Origin of the sequence: Calidifontimicrobium sp. SYSU G02091 (assembly GCF_022631395.1) — a bacterium.
Lineage (GTDB): Bacteria > Pseudomonadota > Gammaproteobacteria > Burkholderiales > Burkholderiaceae_C > Calidifontimicrobium > Calidifontimicrobium sediminis.
This window is the reverse complement of the sequence record NZ_JALBGB010000048.1, coordinates 1-16,677: the sequence shown is the minus strand read 5'-3', so window position 1 is coordinate 16,677 and position 16,677 is coordinate 1. Positions and strand designations below refer to the sequence as shown.

Genomic DNA, 16,677 nt, shown 5'->3' with positions numbered 1-16,677 from the left:
CGACAACGGGCGACCTGCCGATCGCCGTGGCGGACACCACCGACGGCGTGCCCGACGCACACGCGGACGGCCCGGCGCGGCGCACGGCGCACGCCGCCGACCGCGGCATGGCCGCCCGCACGCGCGATGCGCAGTCCGACACGCCCTCGTCGGCCACGCCGCAGGTGGCGCCAGGCGACGAAGCGCCGCGCGCGCCCGCGACCGCCGCCGCCGTGGGACGCGCCGCCGCGGAGGCGGCGCCGCTCGCGGGAACGTTGCCGCCGGCAGCGAAGTCGCCGACCGAAGCGACCGCGCCGACCGTCGTCGCGACCGTGGCCGCCGACGCGACCGCCCCCGCGACGGCGCCCACCGGCGCGCCAGCGCCGCTGCCCGAAGCGCGCCTGCCGCACCCGCTGCCGTCGCCGGCCTTCGCGCCGGCACTGGGCCAGCAGGTCGCGCTGTGGGTGCGCCAGGGCGTGCCGCAGGCGATGCTGCAGCTCAACCCCGCCGAGCTCGGCCCGGTGGCGGTGCGCATCGCGCTCGACGGCACGCAGGCGCACGTCGACTTCACCGCGCTGCACGCCGCCACCCGCGACGCGCTCGAAGCCAGCCTGCCCGCGCTGGCCAGCGCGCTGCGCGACAGCGGCCTGACGCTGGCCGGCGGCGGCGTGTTCGACCGCCCGCGCGAGCAGCGCGACGACAGCCAAGCCGGCGATGCCGCGAGCGGTGGCACGCGCGCACCCGCGGCGCGGGGCGCCACCGGCGAGGCGGCCGACGCGCGGCCTGCGCCGCGCCGGCGCGGCATCGTCGACCTGGTCGCCTGAGGGGCCCTGCGCGCGGCGGCGATGCGGCGCGCGTAAGCGTCGCTTTGGCCACGCTATTCGCCGATTCGCCGCCGGGGCCGCTTCGAATAATCCCCCACAGGGTCCGCTGCATCGGCGGCCCCGACGCGAGGAGCCCCCATGTCTGCCGCCGCTGCCACCGCCACCGACGCCGCACCGAAGAAGGGCAAGAAGAAACTGATCGTGCTGCTGGCCGTCGTGCTGGTGGTGCTGCTCGCCGGCGCCGGCGGCGCGCTGTTCCTGCTGAGCAAGCAGGCCGCACACGCTGACGACGAGGACGCCGCCGAAGAAGTCGCCAAGCCGACCAAGCACGCGGCCAAGGCGGCGCCCACCTTCGTGCCGCTGGACACGTTCACCGTCAACCTCGCCGACCGCAACACCGAGCGCTACGCGCAGATCGGCATCACGCTCGAGGTGAGCGACGCCAAGGTCGGCGACCAGATCAAGGCCTTCATGCCGGCGATCCGCAACAACATCCTGATGGTGCTCGCGCACAAGACCGCCGACGAGCTGCTGCAGCGCGAAGGCAAGCTCAAGCTCGCCGCCGAGATCCGCCGCGAGACGCTGCGCCCGCTGGGCTACGAGATCGACATCGACGACGAGGCCGAGCACGCCGACGACGGCGCCGCGAAGAAGAAGCGCAAGCGCCGCGCCGACGACCTGCCGGTGACGCAGGTGCACTTCTCGAACTTCATCATCCAGTGAGGCCGCCGCCCAGGTCGGCGACGGCGACACGATGAGCCAGCAGATCCTTTCGCAAGACGAAGTCGATGCCCTGCTGCAGGGCATCACCGGCGAGAGCCAGAAGCTCGACGCCGAGGAGGAGCAGACCGGCGGCATCCGCGAGTACAACCTCGCGAGCCAGGAGCGCATCGTGCGTGGGCGCATGCCCACGATGGAGATCATCAACGAGCGCTTCGCACGCAACATCCGCATCGGGCTGTTCAACTTCATCCGCAAGACGCCCGAGGTCTCGATCGGCGGCATCAAGGTGCAGAAGTACAGCGCCTTCCTGCGCGAGATCGTCGTGCCGACCAACTTCAACATCGTCGCCGTCAAGCCGCTGCGCGGCTCGGGGCTCGTCGTGTGCGACCCGAACCTGGTGTTCGCCGTCATCGATGCGCTGTTCGGCGGCGTCGGCAAGTTCCACACCCGCATCGAGGGGCGCGACTTCAGCCCCACCGAGCAGCGCGTGATCCAGCGCCTGGTCGAGGTCGTGATCGCCGAGTACCGCAAGGCCTGGCAGGGCATCTACCCGCTCGAGCTCGAGTACCAGCGCTCCGAGATGCAGCCGCAGTTCGCCAACATCGCCACGCCGAGCGAGATCGTCGTGGCCACGTCGTTCACGTTCGAGGTCGGCGACAGCAGCGGCATGGTGCACATCTGCATCCCGTACAGCACGCTCGAGCCGATCCGCGACGTGCTGTACTCGTCGGTCCAGGGCGACGGCGCCGAGCCCGACCGCCGCTGGGTCAACCTGCTGAAGACGCAGATCCAGGCTGCCGAGGTCGAGCTCGTCGCCGAGCTCGCGCACGCACCGGCCACCGTCGAGCAGCTGCTCGCGCTCAAGCCGGGCGACTTCATCGAGCTCGACCTCGAACCCGTCATCGAGGCCAAGGTCGACGGCGTGCCGGTGCTCGAGTGCCACTACGGCACCAGCAACGGGCGCTACGCGCTCAAGGTCGACCGCCTGATCTCCAGCTCCAACCTGAGCTGGCTCGGAGACACGCATGTCCGCTGAACCGAACGCCGCCCCCGATGCGATGAGCGAAGAAGACCGCATGGCCGCCGAGTGGGCCGCCGCGCTCGCCGAGAGCAAGCCCGAGACCGCCTCCGAGGTCGCCGACGCCGCGAGCCAGGCCGCGCCGGCCGCATTCGCGAACCTGACGCCGAGCGCGCACGGCGCGGCCGCGGGCAACGACCTCAACATGATCCTCGACATCCCGGTGCAGCTGACCGTCGAGCTCGGCCGCACGCGGATCCCGATCAAGCACATCCTGCAGCTCGCGCAGGGCTCGGTCGTCGAGCTCGACGCGCTGGCCGGCGAGCCGATGGACGTGCTCGTCAACGGCTACCTGATCGCGCAGGGCGAGGTCGTCGTCGTCAACGACAAGTTCGGCATCCGCCTGACCGACATCGTGACGCCGAGCGAGCGCATGCGCCGGCTGTCGCGCACCTGAGCCGCGCCCGCCCTGCGCATGGACACCCTGCCCTCCGGCCTGTCGGCGCTGCTGTGGTTCGCCGCCGTCGTCGCGGCGATCCCGCTCGTGCTGTGGCTCGTCAGGCGCACGCCGATCGGCGCCGCGGCGACGACGCCCGGCGCGATGCGCATCGTCGCGGCCCTCGCGCTCGGCCCCGGGCAGCGCGTGGTCACCGTCGAGATCGGCCACGGCGCCGAGCGCCGCTGGCTCGTGCTCGGCGTGACGGCGCAGCAGATCACGACGCTGCACGAGATGGCGCCTGCCGCCACCGCGCACCCGGCCGCCGGCGAGGCGGCCGCACCGCTGCGGCAGCTGCTCGGCGACCTCGGCGTGCGCGCCAGCGGAGCGAAGCGCGATGCCTGAGCACCGCCATCGTGGCGTCGCGCGCGCCGCCGCCGGCCTGCTGCTGGCCGCCGCCGCGGGGGCGGCCACCGCGCAGCAGGGCGGCAACCTGCCGCTGGTCGTCGCGCAGGGCGCAGCCGGCACCAGCTACTCGGTGCCGATCCAGACGCTGCTGTTCTTCACGGCGCTGTCGTTCCTGCCGGCGGTGCTGCTGCTGATGACGGCGTTCACGCGCATCGTGATCGTGCTGTCGCTGCTGCGCCAGGCGCTGGGCACGCAGGCCGCGCCGCCGAACCAGGTCGTCATCGGCCTGAGCCTGTTCCTGACCTTCTTCGTGATGAGCCCGACGGTCGACCGCGTGTACGAACAGGCCTGGCAGCCCTACGCGGCCAGCCAGATCGCGTTCGAGGAGGCGCTGTCGCGCGGCGAGGCGCCGATGCGCGAGTTCATGCTCAAGCAGACGCGCCAGAGCGACGTGCAGCTGTTCTCGCGCCTGGCGCGCCTGCCCGAGGGCACGCCGGCGGCCGAGGTGCCGTTTCGCGTGCTGGTGCCGGCGTTCGTGACCAGCGAGCTGAAAAGCGCGTTCCAGATCGGCTTCCTGATCTTCATCCCGTTCCTGATCATCGACATGATCGTCGCCAGCGTGCTGATGAGCCTGGGGATGATGATGTTGAGCCCCGTGCTCGTCGCGCTGCCGTTCAAGCTGATGCTGTTCGTGCTCGCCGACGGCTGGAACCTGCTGCTCGGCTCGCTCGCGGCGTCGTTTGCCACCTGACCCCGAAGGACCTCCCCCGATGGACGCCACCCAGGTCTTCACCGCCGGCCAGCAGGGCCTGTGGCTGCTGCTGATGGTCTCGGCGCCGGTGCTGCTGACGGTGCTGGCCATCGGGCTGGTGGTCAGCGTGTTCCAGGCTGCCACGCAGATCAACGAGGCCACGCTGAGCTTCGTGCCGAAGATCATCGGCGCCGTCGCGGTGCTCGCCGTCGCCGGGCCGTGGATGATGACGACGCTGGTCGAGTACCTGCAGCGCACGCTGCAGTCGATCCCCGCCGCGGTCGGCTGAGCGCAGCGCGCCAGGCGGCGATGCTGACCTTCACCGACGCGCAGCTGCTGGCGTGGGTCACGCCGCTGCTGTGGCCGTTCCTGCGCGTGCTGGCGATGTTCACCGCGCTGCCGGTGCTGGGCACGCGCACGGTGCCGCTGCGCGTGCGCATCGCGCTGGCGTTCTTCATCGCGCTGGCCGCGCAGCCGATGCTGCCGCCGCTGCCGCCCGAGGTGGCGTCGGTCGCGCTCGACGCGCCGGCCGCGGCGCTGCTGGTCGTGCAGCAGGTCGTCGTCGGGCTGAGCCTGGGCTTCGCGGTGCGCATCGTGTTCGCCGCCGTCGAGTTCGCCGGCGAGATCGTCGGGCTGCAGATGGGGCTGAACTTCGCCGGCTTCTTCGACCCGGTGACGGCGTCGCAGACCACCGCGACGAGCCGCTTCTTCGGCACCGCGGTGGCGTGGCTGTTCGTCGTCATCAACGGCCACCTGATCGTGATCGCCGCGGTGGTGGCGAGCTTCACGGCCTTCCCGATCGCACCGGAGCCGCTGGCCTTCGTGCGCCAGGCGCAGCCGCAGGTCTGGGGCGCCGAGGTGTTCCGCCTCGGGCTGTGGATCGCGCTGCCGATCGTCGCGATGCTGCTGTTCGTCAACCTCGTGCTCGGGCTGATCTCGCGCGTGGCCGCACAGATGAACATCTTCGCGATCGGCTTCCCGATCACGGTCGGCGTCGGGCTGCTGGGCATGCTGCTGACGCTGCCGATGATGCAGGCGCCGTTCACGATCGCGCTGGAGGCGATGCTCGCGCGCTTCCAGTGACCGCCGCGGCGAAAGCGTTTGACCTGCATCAAACACGCGGCTCAAGCCGACGGCGCCGACGACCGAAAAAGCGCTCATCTGCAGCGATCCGCGACTCACCTCTTCGCACCGATGCGCAACAACGGCCCCGTGACCGGCCGCGAACACCCGTTTCCGGCCGCCAAGACCCTCGTCTCCGTGACCGACCTGAAGGGTCGGATCACCTACGCCAACGACGCCTTCGTCGAAGTCAGCGGCTTCGCGCGCGACGAGCTGCTCGGCCAGCCGCACAACGTCGTGCGCCACCCCGACATGCCGGCCGAAGCCTTCCGCGACCTGTGGGCGACGATCGCCGCCGGGCGCCCCTGGACCGGCATCGTCAAGAACCGGCGCAAGAACGGCGACCACTACTGGGTGCGCGCGAACGCGACGCCGATCGTGCGCGACGGCCGCATCGCCGGCTACCTGTCGGTGCGTTCGGCGGTATCGCCGACCGAGGTGCAGGCCGCCGAAGCGCTGTACGCGCGCCTGCGCGACGAGGCCGCACGCGGCGTGCGGCGCACCGCGCTCGACGGCGGTACGGTGGTGCGCGCCGGTGCCCTCGGGTGGCTGGCGCGGCGGCTGCGGCCGGGGCCGGTCGCATCGGCCGGCCTGGCCGTCTTCGCGGCGTGCGGCGCCAGCGGTGCCGCGACGCTCGTGCACCCGCTGGCCGGCGCGGCGGCTGCGCTGGCGGCCGCCGCAGCAGCGTCGTGGGCCGTCGCGCGCTTCGCGCTCGCGCCGATCCACGCCTGTGTGCGCCAGGTGCAGCGGCTCGCCGCCGGCGATCTCAGCGCCGAGATCCCGACCGGCGGCCGCGGCCCGTCGGCCGAGCTCCGGCGTGCGCTCGCGCAGATGGTGGCCAACCTGCGCACCGTCGCGATCGAGGTGCGCGACGAGGTCGCCCACCTGCGCCAGGCGATTGCCGAGATCGCGGCCGGCAACAGCGACCTGTCGGCGCGCACCGAGACGCAGGCCGGCCGCCTGCAGCAGACCGCGGCGTCGATGACGCAGATCGCCGGCAGCGCGAGCGCGAGCGCCGGCGCCGCCGCCGACGGCGCGCGCATGGCGCAGCGCATGGCCGATCTGGCCGCGCGCAGCCACGCCACCGTGCAGGCGGTGGCCGACGCGATGGCGGCGATCGACGCGTCGTCGCGCCGGATGCACGAGATGATCGGCGTCGTCGAAGGCGTCGCGTTCCAGACCAACCTGCTCGCGCTCAACGCCGCCGTCGAGGCGGCGCGCGCCGGCCCGGCCGGGCGCGGCTTCGCCGTCGTCGCCGGCGAGGTGCGTGCGCTTGCGCAGCGCACCGCCGAGGCCGCGCGCGACATCCGCGGCCTGATCGCCGACGCCGGCGAGCGCGTGCAGGCCGGCAACGCGCACACGCGCGACGCGGCGACGTCGATGACCGACGCCGTCGACGAGGTGCGCCGCGTCAGCGCGCTGCTCGAGCGCATCGCCGCGGCCACCGGCGAGCAGCAGCGAGGCGTCGCCGATGTCGGTGCCGCCGTCGCGCAGATGGACGCGCTGACGCAGCAGAACGCCGCGATGGTCGAGCAGCTCGCCGCCGCGGCGCAGCAGCTCGCCGCGCAGGTGCGCAGCACCGAGCAGGTGATGCGGCTGCTGCGGCTGCGCGCCGACGAGCCGACGCTGGCCGACGCCGACGCCGTCGCACTGCGCCGCGAGGCGCACGCCCACGCGGCCTGAGGGCGCACTGCGCGGCGCGCGCCGGCACCATGCACGGACGGCCGCGCCGCCGCGCGGCCGGCTCAGGCGCCGTTCAGCGCGCCGCGCTGTGCTTGGCGATCAGCGCCTTCGCGGCCTCGAGCAGCTGCCGGCCGTTGGCGCCGCGCGCATCGACGTCCTTGATCCAGGCCTCGACGACGGGCTCGCCGGCCTTCTTCCAGTGCTGCAGCTCGTCCTTGCCGATCACGTTGGTCGTGTTCTTCGCCGTGAGCTTCTTGCCCTCGGCGTCGGCGGCGAGGAAGGTCTTGCCGATCTGGCCCGACAGCGCCTGCCCGCTGTTGGCGTCGACGACCTTCTTCAGGTCCGGCGGCAGGCTGTCGTACTTGGCGCGGTTCATCACGAACATGAAGGTCGACGTGTAGAACGCCGGCTCCGACGGGTCGGTCTCGGAGTGGAACTTGACGATCTCGTGGATCTTGACCGCCGGCACGACCTCGTAGGGCACGACGGCGCCGTCGATGGTGCCCTTGTTCAGCGCCTCGCCGACCTGCGGCACCGGCATGCCCACCGGGGTGGCACCCAGCGCGGCGAGGAAGCGGTTGGTCTGGCGCGTCGGCGCGCGCAGCTTCAGGCCCTTGAAGTCGGCCATCGTGCGGATCGGCTTGTCGCGCATGTGGAACACGCCGGGGCCGTGGACGTGGAACGCGATCGGGTGCACGTCTTTGAACTCGCTGGGCGCGTGCTGCTGCACGTAGTCCCACAGCGCCTTGCTGGTCGCCTCCGCGTCCCTCATCATGAACGGCAGCTCGAACACCTCCGACAGCGGGAAGCGCCCGGCCGTGTAGCCCGGCAGCGACCAGATCACGTCGACGACGCCGTCCTTGACCTGGTCGTACAGCTGCGGCGGTGTGCCGCCGAGCTGCATCGACGGAAAGATCTGGCACTTGAGCCGGTTGTTCGAGTCCTTCGCGATCTTGTCGCACCAGGGCTGGATAAACATCGTGTGCGCGTACGAAGTCGCCGGCAGGAAGTGGTGCACGCGCAGCGTCACCTCCTGCGCCTGCGCGCTGCCGATGGCAGCCGCCACCACCGTCGCCATCAGCCCTGCCCGCAGGGCCTTCCAAGAACGCATCATCCAGAGTCTCCTTCGTTGAGTCGGTTCGCCAGCGCCCGATTGCAGCCGCCAACGCGCGCCCGTCGAGCGCGGCGCAGTCTAGGCAGCGCGCGGGGCGTCGCACAGATCCGGTGATCGCGCCCGCGATAACCGCTGGTTATCATGAGGGCGTGAAGCTCGCATCGCTGCAGGCGCTCGTCGCCGCCGTCGAGGAAGGCAGCCTGCGCGCCGCCGCGCGCAGGCTCGGCGTGTCGCAGCCGGCGCTGACGAAGATGGTGCGCGAGCTCGAACGCGAGCTGTCGGCGACGTTGCTGCTGCGCTCGACGACCGGCGTCGTCGCGTCGGCGCAGGGCAAGGTGCTGTACGAGCACGCGCGCACCGTCGCGCGCGAGCTCGACACCGCGGTCGAGCAGGTGCAGCAGCTCGGCGGGCGCATGGTCGGCGAACTCGGCATCGCGGCGGTGCCGCTGGCGGCGCTGCTGCTGATCCCGGAGACGCTGCGCACCTTCACGCGCGAGTTCCCCGACATCCGGCTGCGCATCGCCGAGGAGCTGTACATCGCGCAGCTGACCAAGCTGCGCACCGGTGAGGTCGACCTCGCGATCGGCCCGATCCCGCAGGGGCTGCCGGCGGGCGAGTTCACGACCGAGCCGCTGATGCCGGTGACGATGGCCGTCGTCGTGCGCAAGGGCAGCGCGCTGGCACGCTCGCGCTCGCTGCGCGAGCTCACGCGCTCGCGCTGGGTCTACACCAGCGACGCCGGCGCCACCGGCTACGCGCGCATGCTGTTCGAGCACCACGGGCTGCCGGCGCCGCCGGCAGGGGCGGTCGTCAACTCGACGCTGGCGCTGATGGCCGTGATCGGCAGCGGCGACTATGTCGGCCTGATGCCGATGCCGATCGCCACGCACCCGGCCGCGGCGCCGTATCTGAGCGTGGTGCCGATCGCCGAAGGCCACCTCGACCTGACGATCGGCGTCGTCGTGCGCGGTGACACGGCACTCAAGCCCGCCGTGCGGCACTTCGTCTCGCACCTGCACCGCGCCGCGCACCACGTCGCGGCGGGGCCGTGACGCCGCGTCAGTCGCCGACCAGCCCGTTGCGGATCGCGTAGACCGTCAGCTCGGAGTTGTTCGACAGCCCGAGCTTCTCGAGCACGCGCGCGCGGTACACCGACACCGTCTTCGGCGACAGCGTCAGCTCCTCGGCGATGTCGGACAGCCGCTTGCCCGAGGCGATCATCACGAGCGTCTGCAGCTCGCGGTCCGACAGCTTCTGGTGCGGGCTCTCGAGCGCCGGCGCGGTCAGGCTCTCGACGAGCATCTGCGCGATCTCGGGCGTGACGTACTTGCGCCCCTGCGCGACGGTGCGCACGGCCTGCACGAGCAGCTGCGGGTCGCCACCCTTGTTGACGTAGCCGAACGCGCCGGCACGCAGCGCGCGGATCGCGTACTGGTCCTCGGGGTACATGCTGACGACGAGCACCTTCACCGGCGAGCCCTCGTCCTTCAGCGCGTGCAGCGCGTCCAGCCCGCTGCGCCCCGGCAGGTTGATGTCGAGCACGAGCACGTCGCACGGCGTCGTGCGCATCAGCGCGCGCAGCTCGCCGTAGTCGCCGGCCTCGCCGACGACCTCGATGTCCGACGCGTCGGACAGTGTGTCGCGGATGCCGCGGCGGATCAGCGCGTGGTCGTCGCAGAGGATGACTTTGATCACAGCTCCCCCCAGGCACTCGTCGGATCGTGTTCGTCGTCGCCGCCCAACGTCGCCGGCGCGCTCGCGCCGGCGGTCAGCGGCAGCGTCAGCAGCAGCGTCGTGCCGCGCCCGTCGCTCGACAGGTCGATCGTGCCGCCCACCGTCGACGCGCGCTCGTGCAGCCCGCGGATGCCGAAGCTGCGCGCCTTGGCCAGGTCCTCGCGTGTCAGCCCCACGCCGTTGTCGGCGACCTCGAGCGACAGCACGCCGCGCGCGAGCGTGAGGTCGATCGTGACCTGCGTGGCCTGCGCGTGCTTGCTGACGTTGGTCAGCGCCTCCTGCGCCGTGCGGTAGGCCACCAGCGGCACGCCGGCGGGCAGCTCGGGCAGCTCGTCGTGGCTGCTGCGGAAATGGCACGCGACGCCGGTGCGCTTCTCGAAACGCGCGGCCATCCACTGCAGCGCCGCGACCAGCCCCTGCTCGAGGATCGCCGGGCGCAGGTTGTGCATGATGCGCTTGCTGCTCTCGATCGCGTGACTCACGGTCTCGAGCGCCGACTGCACGCGCTGGCGCACCTCGGGGTCGGTGGTGCGGCGCTCGATCCACGCGAGGTCGAACTTCAGCGCCACCAGCGAGCCGCCGACGTCGTCGTGGATCTCGCGCGCGATCGCCGCGCGCTCGCTGTCGATGCTGGTCTGCAGGTGCTGCGCGAGTTCCGACAGCCGCTGGCGCGACAGCGCGAGCTCGCGGTCGGCGGCGCGGCGCGCGCGCTCGGCCTGCGCCGCGGCGATCGCGTTCTCCAGTGCCGGCGCCAGCCGCGCGAGGTTGTGCTTGAGCAGGTAGTCGCTCGCGCCGTGGCGCATCGCCTGCACCGCGACGTCCTCGCCGATCTCGCCCGACAGCAGGATGAACGGCAGCGGCTGCGCGCCGGAGCGCACGATCTCGAGCGCCTGCAGTCCGCCGAAGCCCGGCAGGTTGAAGTCCGACAGCACCGCGTCCCACGGCTCGCGCAGCGCCGCGCGCAGCTCGGCCTCGGACTCGATGCGCCGCATCTCGACGTCCAGCCCGCTGCGGCGCAGGTGCGTGGCCGCCAGCTCGTGGTCGAGCTCCGAATCCTCCAGGTGCAGCACGCGCAGCGGACGCGACGGGGCCGGCGATGGCATGGGCGGAAGTATGGCCCAGCGCAGCAGCCGGCCTGCCGCGCCGCCCCGGCGCCTTGCCCCAGGTCAAGCCGACGGCCGCTGCCCGACGCGCGGGCGCGAATTGGCGCCGTCTTGGCCGCGATTTCGGCCTCAACTCCGCGTGGCGAGCGCCGAAGATCCCGCCACCGCCCGTAGGCGCGCCGCGCGCGCGCCGTCCGTCCACGGCGACACCGACGGAGACCGCATGCACATCGACGTCCCCCTGGCGCCCGAGCCCGGCCCCCCGCGCATCCCGCTGGACGCGGCGGCCGAGCTGCAGGACCACCTGATGAGCGCCTGCAACGACCTCGAGCGGCTGCAGACGCTGCTCGCGCACGCGTGCGACACGCTGCTGGCCAGCTTCCACGGCGCCAACGACGAGGCCGACACGCTGCGCAGCGCGCTGCAGTCGTCGCCGGTGCTCGACCGCCTGCGCGGCCAGCTCGGCAGCGCGATCACGGCGCTGCAGTTCCAGGACATGGCCTCGCAGCTCGTCGCGCACACGCAGCGCCGGCTGCGCAGCTGTGCCGACCGGCTGGCGCGCGACGCGATGGGCGACGACGACGGCGAGGCCGTCGTCGAGGAGCCGCCGCTGCGCCCGAACCCGGTGACGCAAGACGAGATGGACGCCGGCTCCGTCGAGCTGTTCTGACGCCGCGCCGGTTCAAGAACCTCCCCACCCGACCGAAATCCCGAACGAATCCCGGAGAACGACATGCACTCAATCCTCGCGGTGGACGACTCGGCGTCGATGCGCCAGATGGTGTCCTTCACGCTGAAGAACGCCGGCTTCCACGTCGTCGAGGCCGTTGACGGCGTCGACGCGTGGGAGAAAGCGAACAAGGGCGACTTTCACCTCGTGCTGACGGACCAGAACATGCCGCGCATGGACGGCATCAGCCTCGTCAAGAAGCTGCGCGAGAGCCCGAAGTTCAAGTCGACGCCGATCCTGATCCTGACCACCGAGAGCAGCGACCAGATGAAGCAGGCCGGCCGCGCCGCCGGCGCCACCGGCTGGCTCGTCAAGCCGTTCGACCCGGCCAAGCTGATCGAGGTGATCGGCAAGGTCGTGCGCTGACGCCTCGCCCCGCAGGAGCCCCCACCGATGGCTGATCCCACGACGACCGGCGCGTCCGCGGCCGGTATCGACCTGAGCCAGTTCTACCAGGTCTTCTTCGAGGAGGCGGGCGAGAACCTCGAGCAGATGGAGCAGATGCTGCTCGAGCTCGACGTCGACGCCGCCGACGACGAGACGCTCAACGCGATCTTCCGCTGCGCGCACTCCGTCAAGGGTGGCGCGGCGACGTTCGGCTTCCACGACGTCGCCGAATTGACGCACCAGATGGAGACGCTGCTCGACAAGCTGCGCCGCCACGAACTCGCGCCGACCGCGCAGATGGTCGACGTGCTGCTGCAGGCGGGCGACGCGCTGAAGGCGCAGCTCGCACGCCACCAGGGCCACGACGTCGACGCGGTCGACACGCAGGAACTGCTCGCGCACATCCGCGCGCTCGCCGACGGCAAGACGGTCGCGCCCGCCGCGCGCCCCGCCCCCGCGGCGGCCGCACCCGCCGCCGCGGCGACACCGGCAGCCGGCCCGGCCGCACCCCGCGGCAAGGGCACGCTGCGCTCGCTCGAGATCACCGTCGGGCCGCTCGAGCGCCCCGAGCTGGCCGACAACCTCGCCGAGCTGTTCCGCGAGATCACCGACCTGGGCACGCTCGAGCCGCTCGACGCCGGCCAGGCCGCCGACGGCGTGCGCCGCTACAAGGTGCTCACCGCCAGCAGCGACGACGAACTGCTCGACCTGTTCAGCTTCCACGTCGCGCGCGAACACATCCGCATCGCGCCGCTGGGCCCCGGCTACGGCTTCCATCCTGGTGCGCCGGGCGCCCCCGAACCCGAGGCGCCGAGCACCGACCCGGGCTACGGCTTCTTCGCCGACGCCCCCGGCGCGCCCGCGGCCGCCAGCGACACGGCGACGGCCGGCCACGCCCCCGCCGCGGCCCCCGCCCCCGCGTCGCCGCCGCCCGCGAAGCCCGCCGCGCGCACCGAGCCCCGCGCCGCCGCGTCGACCGAGTCGTCGACGCTGCGCGTGTCGGTCGAGAAGGTCGACCAGCTGATCAACCTGGTCGGCGAGCTCGTGATCACGCAGGCGATGCTCGCGCAGAACAGCAAGGGTGTCGAAGGCACGGCACTGCAGGCGCTGGCCGCCGGTCTCGCCGACCTGGAGCGCAACACGCGCGACCTGCAGGAAGCGGTGATGTCGATCCGCATGATCCCGATGTCGCTCGTGTTCAATCGCTTCCCGCGCATGCTGCGCGACCTGGCGGCCAAGCTCGGCAAGAAGGTCGAGCTCGTCACGCAAGGCGAGGCCACCGAGCTCGACAAGGGGCTGGTCGAGAAGATCACCGACCCGCTGACGCACCTGGTGCGCAACAGCTGCGACCACGGCATCGAGCTGCCGGCCGAGCGCCTGGCCAAGGGCAAGCCCGAGCACGGCACGATCACGCTGGTGGCCAGCCACCAGGGCGGCAGCATCGTCATCGAAGTGCGCGACGACGGCCGCGGCCTGAACCGCGAGAAGCTGCTGAAGAAGGCGCGCGAGCGCGGCCTCGACGCGCCCGACACGCTCAGCGACCAGGAGGTCTGGGGCCTGATCTTCGCGCCGGGCTTCTCGACCGCCGAGCAGGTCACCGACGTCTCGGGCCGCGGCGTCGGCATGGACGTCGTCAAGAAGAACATCACGGCGCTCGGCGGCACCGTCGAGATCGACTCGGCCGAGGGCTACGGCATGAGCGTGCGCGTGCGCCTGCCGCTGACGCTGGCGATCATGGACGGCATGAGCGTCGGCGTCGGCGACGAGTGCTACATCCTGCCGCTGGCCTCCGTCGTCGAGTCGTTCCAGGTGCGCCCCGGGATGATCCGCACGATCGGCGGCAGCGGCCGCGTCGTGCAGGTGCGCGACGAGTACCTGCCGGTCGTCGACCTCGAGAAGGTGTTCGACGTGCCGCGCTTCGACTTCGAGCACGCCAGCGACATCATGGTCGTCGTCGAGGCCGAAGGCGGGCGCGTCGCGCTGCTCGTCGACGAACTGCTCGGCCAGCAGCAGGTCGTCGTCAAGAACCTCGAGGCCAACTACCGCAAGGTGCCCGACGTCTCGGGCGCCACGATCATGGGCGACGGCCGCGTCGCGCTGATCCTCGACATCGGCTCGCTGGTGCGCCGCGCGCGCCACTGAGCCCGACCCTGCCCAAGGAGGTGCGCCCATGAACTCCACTGCCGAGCGCGGCGTCACCCGCCCGATCAGCCGCACGATCACACTCGCCGGCACCGTCGCGATCGTCGCGATGACGGTCTTCACGCTCGCGGCGTTCTGGGCCGTCTCGGCGAGCCAGCAGCGCGAAACCGCGGCGCGCTACGCCGCGTCGGAGGCGCGTGCGATCGCCGCGGCGATGGTGGCGTTCGACGCGTCGCTGAGGGACATGGCGCTGCAAGCCTATGGCAGCTTCCGCCAGCAGTTCGCGCCGACGCTCGTGCTCGTCGACGAGAAGCAGGGCACGCTGACGAGTTACGGTGCGATGGTCAACGACGACACCGGCCCGGTCGACCGCTTCGCGATCGACCACAAGGACGGCGTCGCGACGGTCTTCGTCAAGCAGGGCGACGACTTCCGCCGCATCACGACGTCGGTCAAGAATGAGAACGGCGAGCGCGCGGTGGGCACACTGCTCGACCGCAAGCACCCGGCCTACGAGCTGCTGAAGGCCGGGCAGAAGTACGTTGGCACCGCGACGCTGTTCGGCAAGCCCTACATGACGGTCTACGAGCCGGCGCTCGACGACAAGCAGCGCGTCATCGGCGTCTACTTCGTCGGCCTGGACATCACCAGCGCACACCAGCAGATCGCGCAGCTGGTGCAGTCGTCGAAGCTGTACGACAGCGGCGGCACCTACGTCGTCGACCTGCAGCCGCGCGGCGCCGACGCGAAACTCGTGTTCCACGCCAGCGCCGCCGGCAAGACGCTCGGCGACGTGCTGGGCGAGAGCGCCGCCGCGTGGGCCGATCGGCTGCGGCAGGCCGCCTCTTCGATGGAACAGCTCACCGGCACCGTCGCCCACAGCGCCGACGCCGCCGCGCAGGCCAACCAGCTCGCGTCGTCGGCTGCACAGGTCGCACGCCGCGGCGGCGAAGTCGTCGGACAAGTCGTCTCGACGATGGACGAGATCAACGCCAGCTCGAAGAAGATCGCCGACATCATCGGCGTCATCGACGGCATCGCCTTCCAGACCAACATCCTCGCGCTCAACGCCGCCGTCGAAGCGGCCCGCGCCGGCGAGCAGGGCCGCGGCTTCGCCGTCGTCGCCGGCGAGGTGCGCAGCCTCGCGCAGCGCAGCGCCGAAGCGGCCAAGGAAATCAAGGCGCTGATTGGCACCAGCGTCGACAAGGTCGAGACCGGCTCGAAGCTCGTCGCCGACGCCGGCGCGACGATGAACGAGATCGTCGCCTCGGTGCAGCGCGTCAGCGACATCATCGGCGAGATCAGCGCCGCCGCGCGCGAACAGAGCTCGGGCCTCGGTCAGGTCAACGCCGCCGTCGCCGACCTCGACCGCATGACGCAGCAAAACGCCGCCCTCGTCGAGCAAAGTGCCGCCGCCGCCGAGAGCCTGAAGGAGCAGGCCAAGCGCCTGGCCGACGTCGTGGCCACGTTCAGGTTGCAAGGCACCGGTGTGCCTCCCGTCATGGCCGCCTGATCGAGGCGCCTGCACGTCACCCGTCACACCACATCCAATCCGTCCGCCACCGTCGCTTCCAGGAAAACAGTGATGTTCCACCTCCAACGCCTCACCCTGACGCAAAGGCTGTGGCTGCCGACCATCGCGCTGTCGGTGCTGATCGTCGCGATCTTCGCCGCCACGGCTGTGCGCACACGCGCCTCTGTCGCGACACAGCAGCAGCTGCAGAGCGAGCAGAACACCAAGATCGAGACGGCGTTGCGCTGGGCGGGACTGACCGAAGCCAACGCAGCGCGCGTCGTCGCCGGCCTGATCGCAAGCGATGTGGGTGTCGCGTCTGCGCTCAAGCCCGACGTCGAGGCGACGACGGCAAAGATCTCCGAACTGCAGAAGACCCTCGAAGCGCTGGCCACCACGCCCGAGGAGAAGAAGGCGCTCGAAGCGGTGGCGCAGACGCGCAAGGCCTACATCGACGCGCGCAACGAAGCCGCCAAACTCAAGGCCGCCGGCCACGCCGACGCCGTGCTGGCGGCGCTCAACGACAAGGTCCGGCCCGCCATCGCCACCTACCTGCAGGCGCAGCGTGGCTTCGTCGAACTGCAGGAAGCGCGTACCGCAGCGATGAATGCAGCGAATGCGGCCGAGCGGATGCGCACCGTGGCCGTCGTCTCGGCCGTGCTGTTCGGCATGGCTGGACTGATGGTGATGTCGACCTTCTTCCTCGTGCGTTCGATCCGCCAGCCGCTACGTGAACTGACCGACCACGCCCGGCGCATCGGCACCGGCGATCTGAGCGGATCGCTGCAGACCGAGCGGCACGACGAGATCGGCGAGGTCCAGCGCGCGCTGGCCGAGATGCAGGCGTCGCTGCGGCGCGCGATCGGCGAGGTGCACCACGCCAGCGACAGCATCCGCACCGCGAGCACCGAGATCGCCGGCGGCAACGCCGACCTGAGCGCGCGCACCGAGCAGACCGCCTCCAACCTGCAGCAGGCCGCCTCCTCGATGGAGCAGCTCACCGGCACCGT

Annotated in this window: 18 protein-coding genes; 15 read left to right on the top strand and 3 right to left on the bottom strand. The window is 71.6% G+C overall.

The genetic code is table 11. The annotated features are described in order from the left end of the window. The 9 genes from MOJ79_RS18040 to MOJ79_RS18000 form a co-directional block, all read left to right on the top strand. The coding region (locus MOJ79_RS18040; RefSeq protein ID WP_241925399.1) for a flagellar hook-length control protein FliK at positions 1 to 803 on the top strand (803 nt) is incomplete at its 5' end. Between the two features lie 138 nt (positions 804 to 941). After that, positions 942 to 1,526, top strand: coding sequence for a flagellar basal body-associated FliL family protein (locus MOJ79_RS18035; RefSeq protein ID WP_241925398.1), 585 nt, complete (start codon positions 942 to 944; stop codon positions 1,524 to 1,526). Between the two features lie 31 nt (positions 1,527 to 1,557). After that, positions 1,558 to 2,562 carry a flagellar motor switch protein FliM gene (fliM, locus tag MOJ79_RS18030; RefSeq protein ID WP_119292839.1) on the top strand — a complete coding sequence of 335 codons (1,005 nt, stop codon included), beginning with the start codon at positions 1,558 to 1,560 and terminating at the stop codon, positions 2,560 to 2,562. Then, positions 2,552 to 3,001 (top strand): flagellar motor switch protein FliN, encoded by a 450-nt coding sequence (fliN, locus tag MOJ79_RS18025; RefSeq protein ID WP_241925397.1) that lies wholly within the window; start codon positions 2,552 to 2,554, stop codon positions 2,999 to 3,001. The genes fliM and fliN overlap by 11 nt, the downstream gene beginning before the upstream one ends. Positions 3,002 to 3,019: 18 nt before the next feature. After that, on the top strand, positions 3,020 to 3,385 hold the full coding sequence (locus tag MOJ79_RS18020; protein WP_241925396.1) for a FliO/MopB family protein: 366 nt from the start codon (positions 3,020 to 3,022) through the stop codon (positions 3,383 to 3,385). Beyond that, positions 3,378 to 4,139, top strand: a complete 762-nt coding sequence (gene fliP, locus MOJ79_RS18015; RefSeq protein WP_241925395.1) for a flagellar type III secretion system pore protein FliP — start codon at positions 3,378 to 3,380, stop codon at positions 4,137 to 4,139. The genes MOJ79_RS18020 and fliP overlap by 8 nt, the downstream gene beginning before the upstream one ends. A 19-nt stretch (positions 4,140 to 4,158) precedes the next feature. Beyond that, on the top strand, positions 4,159 to 4,428 hold the full coding sequence (fliQ, locus tag MOJ79_RS18010; protein ID WP_241925394.1) for a flagellar biosynthesis protein FliQ: 270 nt from the start codon (positions 4,159 to 4,161) through the stop codon (positions 4,426 to 4,428). A gap of 20 nt (positions 4,429 to 4,448) precedes the next feature. Next, complete coding sequence (gene fliR, locus MOJ79_RS18005; protein WP_241925393.1) at positions 4,449 to 5,222, top strand: flagellar biosynthetic protein FliR; 774 nt, start codon at positions 4,449 to 4,451, stop codon at positions 5,220 to 5,222. A gap of 111 nt (positions 5,223 to 5,333) precedes the next feature. Continuing rightward, entirely contained in the window at positions 5,334 to 6,944 is a 1,611-nt protein-coding gene (locus MOJ79_RS18000) for a methyl-accepting chemotaxis protein (protein WP_241925392.1), read from the top strand. Positions 6,945 to 7,017: 73 nt separating this feature from the next. On the opposite strand, the gene MOJ79_RS17995 is transcribed toward MOJ79_RS18000, so the two are convergent. Beyond that, positions 7,018 to 8,058, bottom strand: coding sequence for a TRAP transporter substrate-binding protein (locus MOJ79_RS17995; RefSeq protein WP_336606341.1), 1,041 nt, complete (start codon positions 8,056 to 8,058; stop codon positions 7,018 to 7,020). Positions 8,059 to 8,207: 149 nt separating this feature from the next. Here MOJ79_RS17995 and MOJ79_RS17990 point away from each other — a divergent pair, with 149 nt between their 5' ends. Next, entirely contained in the window at positions 8,208 to 9,110 is a 903-nt protein-coding gene (locus tag MOJ79_RS17990) for a LysR family transcriptional regulator (protein WP_241925391.1), read from the top strand. 7 nt (positions 9,111 to 9,117) lie between these two features. On the opposite strand, the gene MOJ79_RS17985 is transcribed toward MOJ79_RS17990, so the two are convergent. Both MOJ79_RS17985 and MOJ79_RS17980 read right to left on the bottom strand, forming a co-directional pair. Next, on the bottom strand, positions 9,118 to 9,753 hold the full coding sequence (locus MOJ79_RS17985; RefSeq protein WP_119292854.1) for a response regulator: 636 nt from the start codon (positions 9,751 to 9,753) through the stop codon (positions 9,118 to 9,120). Beyond that, positions 9,750 to 10,895: an ATP-binding response regulator gene (locus MOJ79_RS17980; protein ID WP_241925390.1), complete on the bottom strand. Its 1,146-nt coding sequence runs from the start codon at positions 10,893 to 10,895 to the stop codon at positions 9,750 to 9,752. Before MOJ79_RS17980 ends, MOJ79_RS17985 begins: the two co-directional genes overlap by 4 nt. A 223-nt stretch (positions 10,896 to 11,118) precedes the next feature. Between MOJ79_RS17980 and MOJ79_RS17975 the strand changes: the two genes are divergently transcribed. From MOJ79_RS17975 to MOJ79_RS17955, 5 genes are all read left to right on the top strand, one after another. Further along, positions 11,119 to 11,565, top strand: a complete 447-nt coding sequence (locus MOJ79_RS17975; protein WP_241925389.1) for a hypothetical protein — start codon at positions 11,119 to 11,121, stop codon at positions 11,563 to 11,565. 63 nt (positions 11,566 to 11,628) lie between these two features. Further along, positions 11,629 to 11,991: a response regulator gene (locus MOJ79_RS17970; RefSeq protein WP_119292858.1), complete on the top strand. Its 363-nt coding sequence runs from the start codon at positions 11,629 to 11,631 to the stop codon at positions 11,989 to 11,991. A 27-nt stretch (positions 11,992 to 12,018) separates the two neighbouring features. After that, the gene (locus MOJ79_RS17965; protein WP_241925388.1) at positions 12,019 to 14,154 is read left to right on the top strand and encodes a chemotaxis protein CheA; all 2,136 of its coding nucleotides are present in this window, start codon (positions 12,019 to 12,021) and stop codon (positions 14,152 to 14,154) included. 28 nt (positions 14,155 to 14,182) lie between these two features. Then, positions 14,183 to 15,667: a methyl-accepting chemotaxis protein gene (locus MOJ79_RS17960; RefSeq protein WP_272885408.1), complete on the top strand. Its 1,485-nt coding sequence runs from the start codon at positions 14,183 to 14,185 to the stop codon at positions 15,665 to 15,667. 72 nt (positions 15,668 to 15,739) lie between these two features. Beyond that, positions 15,740 to 16,677 (top strand): HAMP domain-containing protein (locus MOJ79_RS17955; RefSeq protein WP_272885407.1); only part of this gene is annotated, 938 nt, incomplete at its 3' end.